The organism is Salinimicrobium sediminis, from assembly GCF_900215295.1.
GTDB lineage: Bacteria > Bacteroidota > Bacteroidia > Flavobacteriales > Flavobacteriaceae > Salinimicrobium > Salinimicrobium sediminis.
Genome location: NZ_OCMF01000001.1, coordinates 1,259,185 through 1,279,272, shown reverse-complemented (window position 1 = coordinate 1,279,272; position 20,088 = coordinate 1,259,185). Strand labels below are relative to the sequence as shown.

The 20,088-nt window shown below is 42.8% G+C and carries 21 protein-coding genes; 6 read left to right on the top strand and 15 right to left on the bottom strand.

What is annotated here, in order from left to right; genetic code table 11:
- Positions 1-21 precede the first annotated feature (21 nt).
- A complete protein-coding gene (locus CRO16_RS05790; RefSeq protein WP_097055356.1) occupies positions 22-672 on the top strand; it encodes an SDR family oxidoreductase in 651 nt (216 codons plus the stop codon).
- A 32-nt stretch (positions 673-704) separates the two neighbouring features.
- Positions 705-905 carry a YwbE family protein gene (locus tag CRO16_RS05785; protein ID WP_097055355.1) on the top strand — a complete coding sequence of 67 codons (201 nt, stop codon included), beginning with the start codon at positions 705-707 and terminating at the stop codon, positions 903-905.
- Between the two features lie 67 nt (positions 906-972).
- Here the strand turns inward: CRO16_RS05785 and CRO16_RS05780 are convergent, their stop codons facing one another.
- The 15 genes from CRO16_RS05780 to CRO16_RS05710 all read right to left on the bottom strand — a co-directional run bounded on the left by CRO16_RS05780 (position 973) and on the right by CRO16_RS05710 (position 15,827).
- Entirely contained in the window at positions 973-2,190 is a 1,218-nt protein-coding gene (locus tag CRO16_RS05780; RefSeq protein ID WP_097055354.1) for an MFS transporter, read from the bottom strand.
- A 134-nt stretch (positions 2,191-2,324) separates the two neighbouring features.
- Positions 2,325-2,711: a VOC family protein gene (locus tag CRO16_RS05775; protein WP_097055353.1), complete on the bottom strand. Its 387-nt coding sequence runs from the start codon at positions 2,709-2,711 to the stop codon at positions 2,325-2,327.
- A gap of 49 nt (positions 2,712-2,760) precedes the next feature.
- A complete protein-coding gene (locus CRO16_RS05770) occupies positions 2,761-3,708 on the bottom strand; it encodes a 2-hydroxyacid dehydrogenase (RefSeq protein ID WP_097055352.1) in 948 nt (315 codons plus the stop codon).
- 6 nt (positions 3,709-3,714) lie between these two features.
- Positions 3,715-4,080, bottom strand: coding sequence for a cupin domain-containing protein (locus CRO16_RS05765; protein WP_097055351.1), 366 nt, complete (start codon positions 4,078-4,080; stop codon positions 3,715-3,717).
- Between the two features lie 219 nt (positions 4,081-4,299).
- A complete protein-coding gene (gene mgtE, locus CRO16_RS05760) occupies positions 4,300-5,652 on the bottom strand; it encodes a magnesium transporter (RefSeq protein ID WP_097055350.1) in 1,353 nt (450 codons plus the stop codon).
- Positions 5,642-6,436, bottom strand: a complete 795-nt coding sequence (gene rsmA, locus CRO16_RS05755; RefSeq protein WP_245858926.1) for a 16S rRNA (adenine(1518)-N(6)/adenine(1519)-N(6))-dimethyltransferase RsmA — start codon at positions 6,434-6,436, stop codon at positions 5,642-5,644. The genes mgtE and rsmA overlap by 11 nt, the downstream gene beginning before the upstream one ends.
- Positions 6,437-6,495: 59 nt before the next feature.
- The gene (locus tag CRO16_RS05750; protein ID WP_097055348.1) at positions 6,496-6,804 is read right to left on the bottom strand and encodes a DUF4286 family protein; all 309 of its coding nucleotides are present in this window, start codon (positions 6,802-6,804) and stop codon (positions 6,496-6,498) included.
- Positions 6,805-6,845: 41 nt separating this feature from the next.
- Positions 6,846-8,630 carry a tetratricopeptide repeat protein gene (locus CRO16_RS05745; RefSeq protein ID WP_097055347.1) on the bottom strand — a complete coding sequence of 595 codons (1,785 nt, stop codon included), beginning with the start codon at positions 8,628-8,630 and terminating at the stop codon, positions 6,846-6,848.
- Positions 8,631-8,763: 133 nt separating this feature from the next.
- The gene (serS, locus tag CRO16_RS05740) at positions 8,764-10,035 is read right to left on the bottom strand and encodes a serine--tRNA ligase (RefSeq protein ID WP_097055346.1); all 1,272 of its coding nucleotides are present in this window, start codon (positions 10,033-10,035) and stop codon (positions 8,764-8,766) included.
- 63 nt (positions 10,036-10,098) lie between these two features.
- Positions 10,099-11,421, bottom strand: a complete 1,323-nt coding sequence (locus CRO16_RS05735; RefSeq protein WP_097055345.1) for an HTTM domain-containing protein — start codon at positions 11,419-11,421, stop codon at positions 10,099-10,101.
- A complete protein-coding gene (locus CRO16_RS05730) occupies positions 11,411-12,349 on the bottom strand; it encodes a bifunctional riboflavin kinase/FAD synthetase (protein ID WP_097055344.1) in 939 nt (312 codons plus the stop codon). The genes CRO16_RS05735 and CRO16_RS05730 overlap by 11 nt, the downstream gene beginning before the upstream one ends.
- A 9-nt stretch (positions 12,350-12,358) precedes the next feature.
- Complete coding sequence (gene pth, locus CRO16_RS05725) at positions 12,359-12,982, bottom strand: aminoacyl-tRNA hydrolase (protein WP_097055343.1); 624 nt, start codon at positions 12,980-12,982, stop codon at positions 12,359-12,361.
- A gap of 75 nt (positions 12,983-13,057) precedes the next feature.
- Positions 13,058-13,696, bottom strand: a complete 639-nt coding sequence (locus CRO16_RS05720; RefSeq protein ID WP_097055342.1) for a 50S ribosomal protein L25/general stress protein Ctc — start codon at positions 13,694-13,696, stop codon at positions 13,058-13,060.
- Positions 13,697-13,866: 170 nt separating this feature from the next.
- Positions 13,867-14,808: a ribose-phosphate pyrophosphokinase gene (locus tag CRO16_RS05715; RefSeq protein WP_097055341.1), complete on the bottom strand. Its 942-nt coding sequence runs from the start codon at positions 14,806-14,808 to the stop codon at positions 13,867-13,869.
- 263 nt (positions 14,809-15,071) lie between these two features.
- Entirely contained in the window at positions 15,072-15,827 is a 756-nt protein-coding gene (locus CRO16_RS05710; protein ID WP_097055340.1) for a helix-turn-helix domain-containing protein, read from the bottom strand.
- Between the two features lie 311 nt (positions 15,828-16,138).
- Here CRO16_RS05710 and CRO16_RS05705 point away from each other — a divergent pair, with 311 nt between their 5' ends.
- Genes CRO16_RS05705 through CRO16_RS05690 form a run of 4 tightly spaced genes read left to right on the top strand, consistent with a single transcriptional unit; the run spans position 16,139 to position 20,087 of the window.
- Positions 16,139-16,534 carry a type III secretion system chaperone family protein gene (locus tag CRO16_RS05705; RefSeq protein WP_097055339.1) on the top strand — a complete coding sequence of 132 codons (396 nt, stop codon included), beginning with the start codon at positions 16,139-16,141 and terminating at the stop codon, positions 16,532-16,534.
- 21 nt (positions 16,535-16,555) lie between these two features.
- The gene (locus CRO16_RS05700) at positions 16,556-17,272 is read left to right on the top strand and encodes a PspA/IM30 family protein (RefSeq protein ID WP_097055338.1); all 717 of its coding nucleotides are present in this window, start codon (positions 16,556-16,558) and stop codon (positions 17,270-17,272) included.
- Positions 17,273-17,274: 2 nt separating this feature from the next.
- Entirely contained in the window at positions 17,275-17,991 is a 717-nt protein-coding gene (locus tag CRO16_RS05695; RefSeq protein ID WP_097055337.1) for a hypothetical protein, read from the top strand.
- Between the two features lie 11 nt (positions 17,992-18,002).
- On the top strand, positions 18,003-20,087 hold the full coding sequence (locus tag CRO16_RS05690) for a flotillin family protein (protein ID WP_097055336.1): 2,085 nt from the start codon (positions 18,003-18,005) through the stop codon (positions 20,085-20,087).
- Position 20,088: the final 1 nt, after the last annotated feature.

The window sequence follows — 20,088 nt, the reverse complement described above, 5'->3', positions numbered from 1 at the left end:
TTCAGACTTAAAAATGCAATTATGGAAAAGATCCTTATCGTTGGAGCCAACGGAAGTACCGGAAAAAGAATCATTGAAATCCTCAATAACAGCCAGAGTTTTGAGCCGGTGGCGATGATCAGGAACGAAGAGCAAAAAACCATTTTTGAAGATATGGAGGTGCAGTGGGTATTGGGAGACCTGGAACAGGAAGACCTTAGCCATGTACTCAAAGGAATCGATAAGGTAATCTTTACGGCAGGTTCTGGGGGCGATACAGGCCCGGAAAAGACCACAGAAGTGGATGAAAAAGGAGCCATCAAAATTATTGATGCTTCAAAAAAGGCTAAAATCAAAAAGTTCATTATGCTGAGTTCCATGGGTGCAGATGAGCCTTCAAAGCATAAAAAGCTGGAGCATTATCTCAAAGCCAAAGCCACTGCCGATGAACATCTGCGGAAAAGCGGTTTGGACTATACCATTGTAAGAGCCGGCGCCCTTACAGATGATTTGGGAATGGGCAAGGTCAAACTGGCTGAAAAACTGGATTCAGCAGGAGAAATTCCGAGAGATGACGTGGCTTTTTTGCTCATCATGTCCCTGGCAGATCCCCTGGTAAAGAATATGACCTTTGAGGCTGTGGAAGGAGATGAACCTATCAAGTCTGCCATGATCAATTTGAGCAAGGGTTAATTGTTCAGGAAAAACTTTTTAAAAACACATTTTTGAAACCTTCACGAAAAGACATTTCTCCCGGCACCAGAGTTGGAATTGTACAGAAACATGACCAGCGCTCCGGCCGCATCACTAAAGGAGTTGTGCAGGATATCCTCACAAAATCTCCCATGCATCCCCATGGCATAAAAGTTAGGCTGGAAACAGGAGAAGTGGGAAGGGTGCAGGAGATCATCGATTCCCTTGCCTGAACAATTATCAATTAGCAATGAACAATTACCAGAGACTTTTACTTACCCATTAAAGGGAAAAAAAGTTTTAATAAACCTCTGCAGGTTGCTTTCGGTAGGATCTGATGCGTTGAGAGTTAATGACGATCGCAGCCATTAATACAAAGATCCCTGCCATAATATATTCAAAAGTCACTCCGGCATCCATTAATAGTCCCACCACCAATGGGCCTAAAGCGGTGCTTATAACAGAAAACATAGTAAAAACACTTCTTATTACTCCCATCTTTTCGGTTCCATAAAGTTCAGCGATCAGGGCTGTTTTTACAGTTCCGGAGACTCCCATCGTTATTCCTGCTGTGATTAAAAAAATCAGGGCTCCAATAATATTGTCCATAAAAGCGAAGGGAAGCAGCCCCAGATTTACAGGGATCAAATAATACCTGAATAATTTCCTGGCGGTAAATTTATCCACCCATACTCCCCCAAAAAGGGAAAACAGGAAACGGGTAATGGCATACACGGTAAAGAAAGTTGCGTATAGCTGTACCGACCAGCCTTTGTTCTCCACAAATACGTATTGGTAAAAGAAGATGGCGGTTGCCGCAAAACTCAGAATAAAACTAGCGGGCATCATAACTCCAAATCTTTTGTCCAACACCACACTTTTATAATCCTTAAGCAGAGACCAGGGAGAAGGGCTGCCTTGCTTGGACAGCTTTTCATCAAAATTTTCAAGCCTGTTAAACCTAAGCCTAATCAGGTAAAGGAGTAAGACAACACCACTGGCAACTGCAGCTATTCTCCAGTCGAACCAGCCTATAAGGAAAGCGATGAGCAGTGGAAAAATAGCCTCTCCTACAGAAAATCCAAGGGAAGAAAAACTCAGAGCCTTTCCTCTGTCTGCCACAAACTGCTTTGACATGATGGTCATGCTTATGTGGGTTAGGAGCCCCTGCCCGGCAAGCCGAAGGCCCGTAATGGCAACTATGAGCATGATGATGTTCTGGGAAGCTCCCAAAAGAATGCTCGATAATCCCAGACCGGCAACGGTAAAGGCTGTTACTTTTTTTACCGGCTTGTGGTCCACCGTATGACCTACAGAGAGCATAATAAAAGAGGCGGCAACCGTACAACCGGCATAAATAGCTCCAAAGGCACCTTCAGAAATATTAAAGGACCTTATAATCTCAGGCACATACAAGGAGATCAAAAAGGTTTGACCAAAGCCGGAGAGCAGCGTGAGCAGCCATCCAAAGCTTACGGTCCTGAAGTTCCCCTTAAGAAAGTAAAAATAGTCTTTCAAATCCCTGATCTTCTTTAAACCTGCAAAGGTAAAGCCTTATTCCGGGAGGGGAAAAGATCGCCGAAGATTAGTATAATTTTAGCAGGATGTGCCTATGGCATGGCCGTTTAATCGACCTAATCTTATTCCCATCGCTACAGAAATGCTTTGTCAATAGGCTCCCACAGCTCGATCTTATTGCCTTCGGGATCCATGATCCATCCAAATTTCCCGTAGTCGAAAGTTTGCATTTCCCCCACGATATCCACACCTTCGTTCTTCAACTCCTCCAGCAGTTCTTCCAGATTTTCTACCCGGTAGTTGACCATAAATTGCTTTTTTGAAGGTTCATAGTAGTCGGTGTCTTCCTTCATGGGGCTCCACTGGGTGGAGCAGTCGTTTCCTTCTTTGTCCTTCCACCAGAAGGTGCTCCCCCACTGATCGGTGTTAAAACCTAAATGTTTGCTGTACCAATCTTTTGTGGCTTTGGGATCTTTACTTTTGAAGAAGATCCCGCCGATGCCGGTTACTCGTTTTTTCATATTTTCCTATATTTAAAACAAAGACGAACTAGTGGTGCGTCTTTACTTTTTATTGATTATGAAAGTGGGATATGATCTTGTGAGCAATGGTATCTGCAAGCTTCCGGTGGGATTCCACGGTCCATCCCGCCACATGCGGACTCAGCAACACATTTGGCATCACCAGCAGCTCCTGAAGAGCTTTTGGCATTTCGGCACCTTCAGCAAACAGGCTTTCAAAAGAGCCTTTTTCATACTCCAGTACATCCAGGCCTGCGCCGAGAATTTTTCCGGAATTAAGGGCTGCAACAAGATCTTCGGTTACTACACTTTTTCCGCGGGCAGTATTGAGCAACCAGAATGGCTTTGCAAAGGCAGCTATAAATTCTTTGTCGACCATCCTATTGGTCTCAGGCGTCCAGGGCGTGTGCAGGCTCACTACATCACATTCTCTTCGGAATTTCTCCAGGGAAACCTGTTTGGCATTGGCATCTCCTACCCCTTCTAAAATGTCATAACAAAGCACCTTTACATCGAAACCCTGCAGCTTCTTAGCAAAGGATTTTCCCATATTCCCGTAGCCAATGATCCCTACAGTCTTTCCTTCCAGTTCAACACCGCGGTTGGCTTCCCTGTACCACAGCCCTTCCCTCACCTGCCTGTCTGCCTGATTCAATTTGTTGAAAAGGGACAGCAGCATCCCCAGCGCATGTTCTCCCACTGCATTTCGGTTTCCTTCGGGGGCAGAAAACAGTTTAACGCCGCGTTTTTCTGCATATTCCACATCAATACTTTCCAGCCCCGCCCCAACCCGTGCAATGAACTTTAGATTGGGTGCAGCTTCAAGGAAATCTTTGCCAATATGAAAGCGGCTCCTTATTACTATTCCGTCATAGAGGTGTTGATCCCGCAGGATCTCCTGTGGCGTTAAAGTGTAGCCTTCAATATTCCTGAATCCGGCTGCTTCGAGTTGCTGTAAAAGAATTGGATGATTAGAGTCAGCGTGAAGAATGGTCATGAAAGATCAGATTTTTGGATAGTCAGATTGAGTGAGACTGTCCTGCACGTTTCCGGTATGTTTGGTGCTCAGCTTTTCAAAAAGCATAATATGGACTTCCTCCCCGTCTTTGGTCATAGGACAGTGCTTTACTCCTTTGGGAACAATAATGATCTCTCCTTCTTTCACAGTCTCTGTGCGATCTTCAAACTGAAGGTATAAGGTGCCTTTTATCACCTGGAACAATTCATCTTCCTCATCGTGCTGATGCCAAACGAATTCATCTTTTACCTTCGCTACCAGTACCTGCATATCATTGACAACGCCTATTTGTCGTGGATGCCAGTGATTGCTGAAGCGGGTAAGTTTTTCTTTTGGATCGATTGCTTTCATAAATGATATTGTGGAAACTTTCAGAAGATTCTAAATTACAAAATAGAAGTTGGGGCAGGGATTGCAGCGGCATCTTTTTTGCCTCTTAAGGGCAAAAAAATATAGCGGAAAGCCTGCCTGCCGGCAGGCAGGCCCGGTGCGCAGCAGCACCCATAAAAAAATTACAAATTCCAAATTCCAAATTTCATTTTTAAAAAATTAAAAATTGGTTTTGGGAGATTAAAAGCCCAGGATGAGCTTGGCTATGGAAAAGTAGATCAGGATTCCAAAAATATCATTACTGGTGGTGATAAAGGGGCCCGTTGCCATAGCCGGATCGATCCCGAATTTATCCAAAATAATAGGCACAAAGGTTCCTATCAAAGAAGCGATCACAATTACCGAAACCAGGGAGATCCCCACCGTAAGCCCAAACCAGAAGTCAAACCCGAGAAGAAAAATTCCGCCAACGATGAGCAGCAGTGCAAGCGCAGCACCGTTCAGGAGGCTTAATAAAATCTCTTTGATAAGCCGGTTCAAAAGGGATCCGCTCAGACTATCATTGGCTAAACCCTGTAAAACAATTGCTGAAGACTGAACCCCCACATTTCCCGCCATTGCGGCAATAAGCGGCACGAAGAAAAATAAAGCTGCATGTTCCTGCATGGCGGCATCAAAAGTCCCTAAAACGGTCACCGATACAAAACCTCCCAAAAGTGCCAGAATCAACCAGGGCAACCTCGCCCGGGTAAGGCGCAGGATGGAATCATCTGCCTCGACATCTTCAGAAATACCGGCAGCGAGCTGATAATCCCTTTCGGCTTCATCCCGAATAAAATCCACAATATCATCAATAGTTACACGCCCCACGAGCCTACCCATCTCATCTACCACCGGAATCGCTTCCAGGTCATACTTCTGCATGATTCGGGCGACTTCTTCCCCTTTAGTGTGAACGGTAACATAATCTACCTTATCAATATATACATCGCTGATATTGGCCTTACTTGAGGCGGTAAGCAGATCTTTAAGTGAAAGCCTGCCCTTGAGTTTACCTTTGTCATCGACCACATAAATGGAATGCACACGGGTCACATTTTCACCCTGGGCCTTCATTTCGGCCAGAGATCCATTCACGCTCCAGTTCTCATTGACCTTTACCAGTTCCTTCGCCATAAGACCTCCGGCAGAATTCTCATCGTAACGAAGCAGCTCGACGATATGCTCTGCGTGTTCTTCGTCAGACATTTCCTGGATCACCTCCTGCTTTCGCTCTTCAGAAAGTTCGGCGATGATATCGGCGGCATCATCGGTGTCCATATACTCGAGCTCTTCGGCGATCTCCTTAGCCGAAAGATTGTCTAAAATGCGCTCCCGCACGTCTTCCTCCAGCTCCATAAGAGCTTCGGAAGTTTTGGTGCTGTCGAGCAATTTGATGATGTAGGTCGCCTCGTCAAGCGTTAGCTCATCGATGATCTCGGCGATATCGGCATGGTGCACTTCATCCAGCAGCTTAAGCAGTTCATCATCGCGATGCTCCTCAATGAGAAGCTGGATGTGCTCGATGTAATCTTCGGTTATCTCAAACTGCATGAGGCTGGATCTTTTGAGTGAGTTCAATAAACCGGGCAGTGCTTAGCTGCTCCGGCCGCAGACCAAAGATACTATCTTCTGTAATATTTTCGGGCAGGTCGAAGATCTTCAAACTGTTCCTCAAGGTTTTTCTTCGCTGCTGAAATGCGGTCTTCACTACCCTGAAAAACAACTTTTCATCGCAGGGCAGCGAAAGGTCTTCTTTGCGGGTTAGCCGAAGGACTCCGCTGTCAACTTTTGGCGGCGGATTAAAAACTGAAGGCGGTACGGTAAAAAGGTACTCGGCTTCATAAAAGGCCTGCACCAGAACTGAAAGAATTCCGTAGGTCTTATTGCCTTCCTTTTCACAGATGCGTTGTGCGACTTCCTTTTGGAACATCCCCGAAAACTCAGGAATATACTCCCGAAGCTCCAGCATTTTAAAAACTATCTGAGTTGAAATATTGTATGGAAAATTCCCAATGATCGCGAATTGTTCCTGCCCAAAGATCTCGCTCACATCATATTTTAAAAAATCCTTCTCATGGATCTTTCCCTGCAACGCAGGATAATGTTCCTGCAAATAAGCCACACTCTCGCGATCGATCTCGATCACGTGAACATCCAGGTCCTTCTTAAGCAGATATTTTGTGAGCACTCCCATCCCGGGACCAATTTCCAGGACCTTTTCATATCCGCTGTAGCTAAGAGTCCCGGCTATTTTTTCGGCCACACCTTCGTCGGTAAGAAAATGTTGTCCAAGATGTTTTTTAGCTTTAACATCTCCTTCCGCAGATTGAGACATAGCAGATCGTTGGTGATTGCCACCTTTCTTTTTGAAACTTTTCTTCATGTAAGGTGGTTTTATTGCTCAGAAATTACTTCCAGCTCGGTCCTGAAGGCGACAAACTTCCCTTCAAAAGGTGCAGTTTTCCCCCTCAGTTCCTGTGCATCTTCGGCATAATACCGCTCCAGCATTTGCTTATTCTGGGTAGTATATTGAACCGAATAGGTGACGCCGCCCATTTCCTCATTTACGATGACACGGGTCATAAGCGCTTTGGTGAATTTCCCGGTTTTAAGCATGTCGGGAATATGTTCGGTCTTCATCCATTCCACCCATTTATCGTGAACATCTTCCTGAATATTTGTTGTGACATTATAGATGTACATAGCCAAAGATCCTTAGCAAAAAGGAGAATTTTAATTAGTAGTTATTCGATCTCATCGCCCCGAAGCCGTCTGAACTTTTTCCGGGCATCGACAAAGTAAATACTATCGGCGTAATTAAAGATAATTTTTTCATAAAACTCCTGCGCCTTTTCGGGCTTTTCCAGCTTCCCGGCATATAATTCGGCAAGATAGAAATGAGCATTATCTCCTAAAACCCCGTTTTTGTAATGTTCTACGATTGAGAGGTAGTTGTTTTCAGCTTTTTCAAATTCACCCATTTCTTCATAAAGGCGCGCCTGTTTTAGCAGGGCATCATCCTCGATCTTCTCTCCTTTATGTTGGGTAAGCACGGAATCCAGAACCTTTATGGCATTGCCATTACGTTCCTGAAATGCCAAAAGATCGGCCCTGGCATATTTTTTTAATGCAGTTTGAGTGGAATCTTCAAGGGAATTCTCGCTTATCAATAAGCTCAGTTCCATTGCATCATTGGCAATGAGCTGAGAGGTGGCAGATTTTAGCACATCCAGCTGAATGTTCGCCCATTCAAAATCGCCTTTGTAATAGCTGGTCTTGGCTACCTTAAATCTCGCCATTTGTGCGATCACATCATTCTCCACAAGATTTTGCACCTGCGTATAATAGATCAAAGCCTGATTGAATTTTTCATCGAGCACAAGGATGTCTGCCAATGCCATTTTTAGAGCTGCTTCCTCGAGTTTCTTCAGGTCCCTTTCAAAAAATTGCTTGAGGACAGCTTCTGCCTCTGCTATTTTTCCCTGTTTAAAAGCCAGAAAATTAGAATAGTCAATGTAGAGCGATAAAGTATTGGGAGCACTGCCATAGGTCTCAAAAAGGACAGTATAAGCACTCTCTATTTCTGAATATTTTTCCTTTGGAAGCGTTTCCTGCAAAATATTCAACCTTAGCTGATGTGCCTGCAACTTCAATTCTTCTGAAGGAGTTTCGGCAATAACAAAATCCAGAAGTTCAAGCGCAGTTTCGGGCTGCCCTTCTTCCCTTGCCATTACCGTGAGTCGTAAGATTGACCCCAATCCCTGCTGCCCTCTCCTGTAGATCGCTTTCTCCTGCTGAAATGCCTTTTGAAATTCCTTTTGCTGCACAAAAAGCCAGCTCAGCATTTCGTTATAGAGAATATTCTGGTCCTCCTGCAGCCTTTTAAGCAGCAATCGGCGGAAGATGACATTGGCTTCATTGGCAGGATCATCTGTTATGAATTGCCCGTAAATGCGGCTCACCCCCGGCAACAGGTTAGGATTACTTCCCAAAACGTCAATATAGTTGCTGAACATCTTCTCGATCTGCCCCTGCTCCCCGTAAAGCCGCGCAAGCTGAATATTATATTCGGCATCAGAATTCATTTTCATGCCCAGCTCATAGGCGGAAACGGCATGATCAAGCTTGCTGTATTTCTCAAAGGTCCTGGCAATTGAAAAAGCGAAATTTGGACGGGATTCTATTGCACGTAATGCTTCCTTATAAAACTGCTCTGCCTGCTCATTTCTTTGCTGCAACTCGTAATTATGCCCCAGCTCTACCAGGTAATGCGGCGCATTTGCAGTATTGTTGATACGGTCCTGCAGGAGTTTTTCAGCTTCGGAATATTTTTCCAGTTGCTGATAGGTGGCGATCAAGCCGTAGAAAAAACTTGAATTGCTAGGTTCCCTGGCAAAAAGTTTTTCATAGATGTTTTCGGCCTTTTTAAATTCTCCCCTGTCAAAATAGTTCTTCGCCAGCTGCTCACTCTGTGAATAGCCGGAAAAACCGAAGAAAAAAAAGATGACAAGGAAGTAGAAAAGCCGCATCCCGAAAATATTTTTATAAAGATAGTAAAATGCGTTTTTTAGAACCTGAAAGAGAGGATTTTATTCTAATGCAAAAGAAAACCTCACAGGGTTTGAAAACCTGTGAGGTTTGTAAATATTAAAATGCTATGTACTAATTGATCATATCAAAGCCGGTGTAAGGCACCAGCACATCGGGAACCTTGATCCCGTTTGGCAGCTGGTAATTCTCAAGAATTCCGGCAAGTACACGGGGAAGGGCCAGGGCGCTTCCATTAAGCGTGTGAACCAGTTCTTTTTTCCCATCTTTATCTTTATAACGAAGCTTAAGCCTGTTCGCCTGAAAGGTTTCAAAGTTCGAACAGGAGCTTATCTCCAGCCAGCGATCCTGGGCCGTTGAAAATACTTCAAAATCATAGGTTAGTGCAGAAGTAAATCCAAGATCACCCCCGCAAAGCCTTAAAATACGGTAAGGCAGTTTTAGCTCCCGCAGAATTTCCTTCACCTGCTCTACCATTCCATCCAGGGCAGCATAGGAATTTTCCGGTTTTTCGATCCTAACGATCTCCACCTTATCAAACTGGTGCAGACGGTTAAGTCCGCGTACGTGCGCGCCATAGGAACCGGCTTCCCGTCTAAAACAGGGAGTATATCCGGTGCAGGCAATAGGCAAATCTTTATCTGAAAGCATATCATCCCTAAACATGTTGGTAATAGGCACCTCGGCAGTGGGAATGAGATACAGGTTATCTTCAGTAACATGATACATCTGACCCTCCTTATCGGGCAACTGACCGGTTCCATAACCTGAAGCCTCATTGACCATGAGCGGCATCTGGAATTCGGTATAGCCTGCAGCTACGTTTTTATCCAAGAAGTAAGAGATCAGCGCTCTTTGCAGCCTTGCACCCTTGCCTTTATAAACCGGGAATCCGGCGCCGGTGATCTTATTCCCCAGCTCAAAATCTATAATGTCATATTTTTTTGCCAGCTCCCAGTGAGGCAGGGCATCGGCGGCCAATTGCGGCACCTCCCCTTCCTTATACACCTCCACATTATCTTCTTCGGAAGCTCCTGCCGGAACCAATTCATTCGGAATATTCGGAATGTTGTACAATTGCCTGTTAAGGGCCATCGTGGTAGCTGCAAGCTTTTCGGAAAGTTCCTTGGTAATTTCCTTAAGATCGGAAGTTTGCTGCTTCAGCTGATTCGCCTTCAGGTGTTCACCGGTCTTGAATAGAAGCCCGATCTCTTTTGACAGCCGGTTGGATTCGGCTAATTTTTCATCCAGTTCAGTCTGCGTGGAACGACGGGTTTCATCGAGTTCCAGAACTTCAGAAAAAACTGCTTCAGCATCGAAATTTCGCTTTTTTAAGGCTGTAATATATGCCTCTTTATTCGCCCTGATATTGGCTACCTGTAACATAGAATTGGTTTTTGAAGATTTGCCGAAAAGGCATTTCAAGGATAAAGGAACAAAAATAAGAAACTATTCCTCAACCGGAGAAGGTAAAATCCACTCGTGATGCCTAAAATGATCCCATTCTTCGGCGGCGAGATCGACTTTAGGATCTATAAAAGGCGCATAAGGCCTTCCGTTAACGCTAACCTTGCTGTCAATAAAGATCTCTACCTCTTTTCCGCTTTTTTGATAACCTTCCTCAATGCGTTGGGCAAACTGCCAAATCATATCGGGTTTTGAGCCCAGGGCACGTATTTGTTTTGCAGTAAGATAATTTTGATGCTTAAGAAAAATGGTGTCCTGCGGCTTTTGCTTATCCACAATTTTATACTGAAAAATTCCCGCTTTTGACCTCAGCATCATGCGCCAGCTCAACCTGTGTCCTTCTTCTGTCCACAGCACGTCATCCTTAATTGCCCAATGCCTCAAAGGCAGCAGGAATTGTACCAGCAGCCAGGTAGCCAGAAAACCGACGATCAAATTCCGGCTTTTTGGCACCTCAACTTCGGCAGCATCATAATGTGTTTTTTTCCACAGGAAATACCCGTTGATCTTTTGTGTGGGAAAGAAGAAAAGGGCAAAAGCCAGTGCGAGGTAAGGGAAAATTCCAATGTGAAAAATGAAGCTGTTGAAAAGGTGAAAAAATATAGCTGCCAAAAATGCGAAAATCCGCGTCCTTTTCCAGAGTAATAAGGGGATAATCAACAGGTCAAAAAAGAATCCGAACCAGGCTATACTGTAATGCACCCAGGTTTGCTGAAGAAAATCTCCTACCAGCCAGTAATGTTCCCGCGCCTTCATGAGCATGGCTGGCAGGCTTGCATTAAACCAGTCGGGGTAGATCTTGGCAATGGCTGCGTAGGTATAAACGATCCACATTTGCCCAACGATGAGCACCCACACCCATCGCGGCATGCTGATCTTCTTTAGTTGCGGGGTTTGCCATACATCCAAAGAAGCATAACGATTCGCAGGGAGCAGCAGCATTAGAAAACACAGCAGCATGAGCAGGTAATAGTGGTTATTATAGGAGGATTTTTGCATGAGGTACACTGCCGCCCACATGATGGTATACATGAAAATGCTAAACCTGTACTTATATCCCAGCATCACAAAGATGCCGAACAAGCCGAGAACCCCATAATACCAAAGCATCCCATTCCCGGGAAGCGGTTGCAGGAATTCAAAGCCTATAAAGGTAAAAGTGAAATCGGGTTCTATAAATGCCCGGCGGATCCAGCCGGTAAAAATGGCACCAAAGGCCTCAATAGCTAACAGAGCCCCAAAAATAATCCTAAATACAATGAGTGCAGAATTATCTATGCGGGTAAATAGCCATTTATTCAGCATAATTGTCTTTAATGAATTGTTTACTAAAAGCTTCGTCCTGCTTCATAGCGATCTTTAAATTTTCAACAGAATCGTATTTTTTCTCATCGCGAATACGCGTAAGGAGTTGCACAGAAAGAAACTTCCCGTAAAGATCTTTATCAATTCCAAAAAAGTAAGTTTCAATCGTCTTTTCTGTCCCGCCAACAGTAGGATTGGTGCCAATATTCATCATTCCAAATACCGGCTCCCCATCAATGACAGATCTCACTACGTAAACCCCATTTTTAGGAATTAGTTTATAGGCTTCTTCCACATTGATGTTGGCTGTTGGATAGTTGAACTCTTTACCAAGCCCCCTGCCACTTACCACCTTACCTGCAAGGGCAAAAGGATAGCTAAGGAATCTGTTAGCTTTTTCTACCTCTCCTTCCAGTAAAGCCTTTCTTATTTTGGTGGAACTTACTGCAACGTCTTCGATATCCTGCTTTGAGATCTCTTCTACTTCAAAATCATATTCCTTTCCGAATTCTCTCAGGTCATTGATATCTGCTGTACGATTGCGGCCAAACCTGTGGTCATAGCCAATGATGATCTTTTTGGCCTTTAATTTATGCACGAGGATATCCCTCACAAATTCACGGGCAGAAAGCCTGGAGAATTGCTGAGTGAAAGGATGAATGATCAAATGATCTATTCCGCTTTTTTCGAGGATCTCTTTTCGTTCTTCAATGGTGTTGATCAATTTAATCCCTGCATCCTTTTGCAATACCATCCTTGGGTGAGGAAAAAAAGTAAGTATGGCCGATTCAAGATTTCCGGCCCTGGCTGTATTGACCAGTCTTTCAATAATTTTTTGATGCCCCACGTGCACCCCGTCAAAAGTGCCAATGGTCACTACTGTATGATGATTGCTGCTGAAGGCGTGCGCTCCTTTATGTTCTTTCAAGGCTAAATGCTATTTCCCGTTAAAGGTATTCATTGTATTATTGATTCCTGCCGTCCCAAAAGATCGAATGATCTCAAGGGATTTATCCAATCTCTCCGGAAGCTTTTTATTTTCTTCCTCATCCCATTCCCCCAGCACATAATCTACCTGCCGGCCTTTGGTAAATTCATCGCTTATCCCGAACCGGAAACGATTGTACTGAGTAGTACCCAATTGCGACTGAATATCTTTAAGCCCGTTATGACCGCCGTCACTGCCTTTGGTCTTCACCCTAAGAGTTCCAAAAGGTAAATTAAGATCATCTGTGATCACCAGCAAATGTTCCAGCGGCACCTTTTCCTTTTGTAACCAGTAATTTACTGCTTTCCCGCTAAGGTTCATGTATGTGGAAGGCTTCAGGAGCAAAAAAGTACGGCCTTTGAATTTATAGGTAGCAAGGTCTCCCAGTTTTTGGGACTCAAAAACAAGGCCTTCCTTTTCAGCCAGGTGATCTAATACCTTAAAACCTATATTATGCCTGGTGTTATGATATTTTGGGCCAATGTTTCCAAGGCCTACAATAAGGAACTTTTTCATAGGGGGTATTTCCTCTTTTGGTTGCTTAGCAAAAATTTTTCCGAAGAAAGAGAGCATGCGGGTCTTTTCGGTAAAAATAAAAAAAGCATCCCGATTGGGGATGCTTTATCTTTTGAATTAGGCTTTAACTCCTTATTCGTTTTCTTTCTGGTCAACTTCAGTTGCAGGTACTTCATCTGCCGGAGTTTCTTCTCCTTCTTCCTCTTCATCTTCAAGAGCAACAACATTACGTGAAGTTCTAACCTGGCAAACCACAGTGTTATCTGGGTGCATGATTTTGTAATCATCGCTTTTAAGGGCAGTAACATAAAGTTTGTTACCAATCTTAAGCGGAGTGATATCGGCTTCGATAAAATCAGGAAGATTTCCAGGAAGTCCTTTTACTCTCATGCGGCGAAGGTTGAATCTCAACACCCCACCATTTCTTACTCCACGTGCAACTCCTTTGGTATGTACAGGAATTTCCATCGTGATCTCTTTATCTTCAAAGATCTGATAGAAATCAATGTGCAAAATAGCATCGGTTACAGGGTGAAATTGAATGTCCTGAAGAACAGCATTAAACTTTCCTCCGTCTTTTAGATCAATTTCCACAGTGTGTACATCTGGAGTGTACACCAGGTCCTTGAAGGCAATCTCATCTGCTGCAAAGTGAATAGGCTGATCTCCCCCGTATAGTACGCAAGGAACCTGTCCAGCATTACGTAGGGCTTTAGTAGCTTTCTTGCCCACGCTTTCTCTTTTAGATCCGTTGATCGTAATTGATTTCATTGTTAAAAATTTTAGGCTGCAAAAGTAAATCTTTTTTTTCAGCTATTAAAAGGCTGAGGCCTAATTATTTTAAACAGGATGAACAGGTATTGTTTTCAGATTAAAATTAAGGGGAAATCCAATGTCTCCCATCCAATTCCCACTTCGTACTTCTAACCTCTAACTTCGGCTTACATTATAAAATTGGAGCTGATAGACCTGTTGTTGTGTACGCGGTTCATTACATCTGCAAACAGATCGGCACAGGTGACCACACGGATCTTCTTGCTCTCCTTTTTCAGCGGAATGGAATCGGTGACAATTAGCTCAAGAAGTTTTGATCTTTCGATTCTTTCATAAGCTTCTCCTGAAAGAACGGGATGAGTACAAATAGCACGAACACTTAAAGCTCCTCTTTCCATCATCACATCGGCAGCTTTGGTCAACGTGCCCGCAGTATCTACCATATCGTCTACAAGAACTACATTACGGCCTTCTACATTTCCAATAAGTTCCATGTGAGAGATCACATTTGCCTTCGCGCGCTGTTTGTAACAGATCACTACATCGCTTTCCATGGTCTTGGAATAGGCATAGGCTCTTTTTGACCCTCCCATATCGGGTGAGGCAATGGTGAGATTTTCAAGGTTGAGGCTGCGCAAATAGGGAAGAAATACTGTAGAAGCAAAGAGATGATCTACAGGTTTTTCAAAAAAGCCCTGGATCTGGTCAGCATGCAAGTCCATGGTAATAATCCTCGTCGCCCCGGCAGTTTCCAGCATCTTGGCTACCAGTTTAGCAGCGATTGGAACTCTGGGTTTGTCTTTTCTATCCTGCCGCGCCCATCCGTAATAAGGAATAACTGCGGTAATATGTCTTGCCGAAGCCCTTTTTGCAGCATCAAGCATCAGCAAAAGTTCCATGAGATGGTCTGCTCCCGGATGGGTAGAACCAATTATAAAAACTCTCGATCCTCTTACCGATTCCTCGAAAGAAGGCTGGAATTCTCCGTCACTATAGGTGGAAGTGATGACTTTTCCCAGTTTAGCTCCATAAGCTTTGGCGATTTTTTCGGCGAGATCACGGCTTTGATTACAGGTGAAGATCTTTGCTGCGGTGGTAACTTCAGGCATTGGTGTGGTGTTGTTTGTTGTTGCCCTGCAAATTTAGAAATTAATTTTGTGTACCAAGGTTGATATCAAAAGGTTTATTAAACAAACTGTTGAATAAAAAAAGGCCCAAAAATGTCATTATTGAAGCCTGTATACCCGAGGCGGGAATGGTCTTTTATAATTAATTGCAGGAGAAAAGGTTCTTCCTAGGTCCGCAAATGCACTTAAACCTGCGGCTTTCATGTGCAAAAAATACCTTTAAAATTTCAAATATATTAAACAAATCACATCTTCGACCTGATCTTCTCCATTTCTCTTTCAAGATAAAGCAATTTATCTTCCAATGCCTCTCCTATTGGAGGCAGGCGGTGGTAAAAAACATAGCAAATGCGCCACATTTCCTTCACCTCTTTAAGAGTTGCGGTGATCTCCTCTATATTCTTATGCTCCGCTCTCAGCACAACTTTGGCATTGGTTATATAAAGACGCCGTAGTACAAGCATATCTTTAAGAACAACAAGAACAAGACTTCCATTATCAAGATTTTTATATTCCTTTTGCGGAACATATTCTCCAATAACCACATCTTTTGGAAAAAGCCCTTTATCGTTGCTGCTCATTTCCAGGTTGTCAACTGTGTAACCCCGGTAATTATTTTCCCGGTTTAGGGGAAGACATAGGCAGGGCATTCTTTTAATAAATTCTTCCTTATTGTAGTATAGCAAATAGTCCCTGCTGTTATTTCTGATAATACATGGTATTTTGGCAAATTGCTCCTTCACAAGTTCCTGATCTTCAGAAGCAAGATTGCCTTTAAACTTTAGTAATTTATTTACAGTGAGTTCCTGGGTAAGTAGATCATCAATAGGAATGCTAAAATGCTTAGCAATCATAATAATTGTTTCGATTCTCGGCTCGCTTCTCCCCTCTTCATAAGCCCCTAAAGTTCCGCGCTTTAAGTCAAACAATTCAGCAAAAGCTTGCTGACTTAAGGATTTGACACTTCTGATTTTCCTAATATTTTTTCCAAAAAATGACATAATTTGCTAATTAAATTTGCAAACAAACTTTTTATTTGTATCTTGGTCTAACAAAATTAGCAAAAACATTTAGGCTTTGCTAATTATATGAGACAATTCCTTGGGATCCTGATGACCGGCCGTAAATATCAGAAAAGCCAGGAAGTGGTTCATTGTAAAAATGAAAACCTAACCTCTAACATCTTTAATTATGATTGCTTTAACTTTTTTTATTGTTGACTATATCATTCTGGTGATTTTGTAGTCAAGACTTTAGAAGAATTTTGTAATATTACTATTTTAGAAATTTTTAACACTCTAACCAACCATTCATGAAAGATCATTACCACATTACCAGGGATTTCTTACTTGAACTTGATTTTGACATTAGCCGTGAAGCTCCTCAGGATTGTATCCTGGTGGCACAAAAGGAAAGTTATGGAATTAAAAACCTGATCCTGGGAGTAGCACCGCCAATACTAATTTTGGAGCAATTCATCTTCAGAATTAATGCTCAGTCGGAAAAGATCTTTAAAAGTCTACTTCAAAAGAACAGAGATATCATTCACGGAGCTTTTGTTCTGGATGAATCCGGTGAAAAGGTCATCTTTCGGGATACTCTCCAAATTGAGAATCTGGATATTAATGAACTGGAAGGAAGTTTAAATTCTCTTAGCCTCTTGATGAGCGAATTTTCAGATAAGATCATAGAATTTTCAAAATACTAACAACAACTAAAACTTAAGATTATGAATGTGTTTAAACGATTATTCAAAATAGGCCAGGCCGAAACAAATTCCGCTATAGACAATATGGAAGATCCCATTAAAATGACGGAACAGGGTATTAGAGATATGAAACAGGATCTTGATAAAAGCCTTGAAGCCCTGGCGCAGGTTAAAGCACTTGCCATTCGTGCTAAAAATGACCAGGATGAATATCAGAACAAAGCCGAAGAATACCAGAATAAAGCAATTATAATTCTGAAAAAAGGTCATAGCAAAGAAATTGACGCAACTGAAGCCGACAGACTTGCAAAGGAAGCTCTTGTGCAAAAAGAGGCTGCAGAACAGCAGGTTCTGAAATCCAAAGAAGAATCAGATAAGTTTGACAACAATGTAGCTCAGCTTCAAAAGACGATTCAAACCATTAAAGGTAATATCGGAAAATGGGAAAATGAGTTAAAGACCTTAAAGGCAAGAGTTAAAGTAAGCAACGCCACAAAAAGTCTTAACAAGCAAATGGCAGAGATTGACAGTACAGGGACGGTTTCCATGCTGGAACGTATGAAAGAAAAAGTTGCCCGGGAGGAAGCCCTTGCCGAAGCATATGGAGATATAGCAAATGCTAAAAAATCTATAGATGACGAAATAGATAAAGCAGCAGATACCTCTACCGCCAAAGCGAATGACGATCTAGCAAAACTTAAAGAAAAACTGGGTCTAAATGACTCTAAAGAAGCATAAACTTGGCGAATCTCTATAACATATTATTCTCTGAAGTTAATTTCGTTCTGTCCATCCTGCTCATCGTGCTCATTCTTTACTGGCTGTTGACCATGATAGGAGGAATCGATTTTGACCTGGACTTTGATGTAGACGTAGATATTGATGCAGGCCAGGCTGTTGATGTAACTACCGGTATGGAAGGCGGCAATATGGACTTTCAGGATATTTCAAATGCCGAAGTCAACCAGGAGGACGTGATCGGGAAAAAGCGTAAACCTCTTAAATGGTGGCAAATATTTTTGATCTATTTCAATTTTGTAGGCCTGCCTTTCATGTTCACTTTCACTTTTTGGATATTTATCTGGTGGTTTATGACAGCCCTGGTAACTACACTTACTTATTCATATGACAACTTCTTCGGCTTTGTGGTTATGCTCCTGGCGCTGTTCCCGGCGCTAATTGTGACCAAAATCCTGACCACCCCTTTCAAGGGTTTCTTTAAAAACCTGAATAAAGATGGGGATGCACCTATAGATTATCTAGGCCGAAAAGCTCTTTTACTCTCTACAATTTCCGAAGAAAAAATGGGAAATGCAGAGGTTCGTGTCGACGGCAATTCTATGTCCGTTTACGTAAAATCCCTAACAGGAGAAGCTCTTCCCTATGGGAGCAATGTCCTAATCATTAAAAGATCTCCCGATCACAATTATTATTTAGTTCAATTATATAACGATTAAAATTCAAAAAAATGGAAACAGTTTTACCCATCATAGGTATTGGAATAGGAGTCCTCTTATTCCTCATTATAGTATACTTCGCGATCATTGCGATGTTCTACAAAAAAGTTCCGCAGGGCCAGGCACTTATTCGTACCGGTTTTGGAGGTACCCAGGTTGCAACAGATAAAGGTCTTTATGTAATCCCTGTTTTTCACAAGGTCGAAATCATGGATGTTTCGGTTAAGAAGATCCAGATCGAACGTCTTGCACACGAAGGTCTTATTTGTAAAGACAATATGCGTGCAGATATCAAAGTTGCCTTTTTTGTAAGGGTGAACAACGATATCGAATACATTAAAAAAGTAGCCCAGACCATTGGTGTGGCAAGAGCTTCTAAAATTGAAACTCTGGAAGATCTTTTTGAGGCAAAATTTTCTGAAGCGCTTAAAACTGTGGGTAAAAAGTTTGAGTTCATTGAACTATATGAAGCCCGTCGCGAATTCCGTGATGAAATTGTAGATATCATTGGTACAGATCTTAACGGTTATACGCTGGAGGATTGTGCAATTGACTTCCTTGAGCAAACATCTGTCACTGCATTGAAAGCAGATAATATCCTTGATGCGCAGGGTATCAAAAAAATTACTGAATTAACTGCAATCCAAAACATAAAGGCAAACCTAATTAAGCGGGATGAAGAGAAAACTATCCGGAAACAGGATGTCGAGGCAAGAGAAGCCATACTTGAGCTCGATAAGCAGTTAGCTGAGAAAGAAGAGCAGCAAAAACGTGAGATCGCAAATATTAGATCCAGGGAGGAAGCTGAAATTGCCAAGGTTTCTGAAGAAGAACGTTTGAAATCTGAATCTGCGCGTATTATTACCCAGGAGAAAGTAAAGGTTGCTGAAGAGAATATGGAGCGCCAGATCATTGTTGCCCTTAAAAACAAGCAACGTACCGAAGCTGTGGAAACAGAGCGGGTGGAAAAAGACAGGATGCTGGAAGCTACAGAGAGAGAACGAGTTGTAACTCTGGCTCAAATTGAGAAAGAGAAAGTGGTTGAGGTTGAGAAGAAAAATATCCAGGATGTGATACGCGATCGTGTGACCCTTGAAAAAGGAGTTGTTGAAGAGCAGGAAAATATGAAAGATATTGAGGCCTTTAAAACTGCTGAACGTGAGAAGCAGGTGAAAATCACCATTGCTGAAGCCGAGGCCCAGGAAGGACTTATTAAAGTTACCAAAGCAGCAGAAGCTTCTAAAGAAGCTGCAAAACAAAGAGCAGAAGAAATTAATATTGAAGCTTTGGCTGAAAAAGAAGCAAGTATCAAGCAGGCAGAGGCCAGGAAGATCCTTGCAGAGGCTCAGGCTAAAGAAGAAGCCACAATTGGAATGTCTGAAGCACAGGTAATGCATGCAAAAGCCGATGCTAACGAGCGTCAGGGAATTGTTGAAGCCACCATTATTGAGAAGAAAGCCAAAGCTGAGGCTGCAGGAATTGAAGCTAAAGCCGATGCTAAACGTAAAGATGGTCTTGCTGAAGCCGCTGTTGTTAAAGAAAAAGCACTTGCCGATGCTGCAGGTATCGAAGAAAAAGCAAATGCAATGAAAAAACTGGATGGTGTTGGAAAAGACCACGAAGAATTCAAATTGCGCCTGGATAAGGATCTGCAGGTAGATCTTGCTCATATCAATATCCAGAAAGATATCGCAGATGCGCAGGCAGCAGTACTTGGAGATGCGTTGAGAGCAGCCAAAATAGATATCGTTGGAGGAGAGACTATGTTCTTTGACCAGATAATCAGCCAGATCACCAAAGCCAAAGGTTATGACAGGCTGGTTGATAACAGCAGGAACATACAGGATGTGAAAACTGCTATTTTAGGCAGTGATAACGTCAAAGGTGACCTTCTGGACAAGATCAAGATGTTCACTGATAAATATGGGATCTCATCAGAAGACATCAAGAACCTGAGTATTGCCACCCTGCTGAATAATTTAAAGCAGAAGTCAACAGATGAGGAAGAGCAAACCATTTTTGGCAATTTATTCACCCTTGCCGATGGACTTGGACTGGCTAATAAGCCTCTTCCATTGAACTCAAATCATAAGTAGT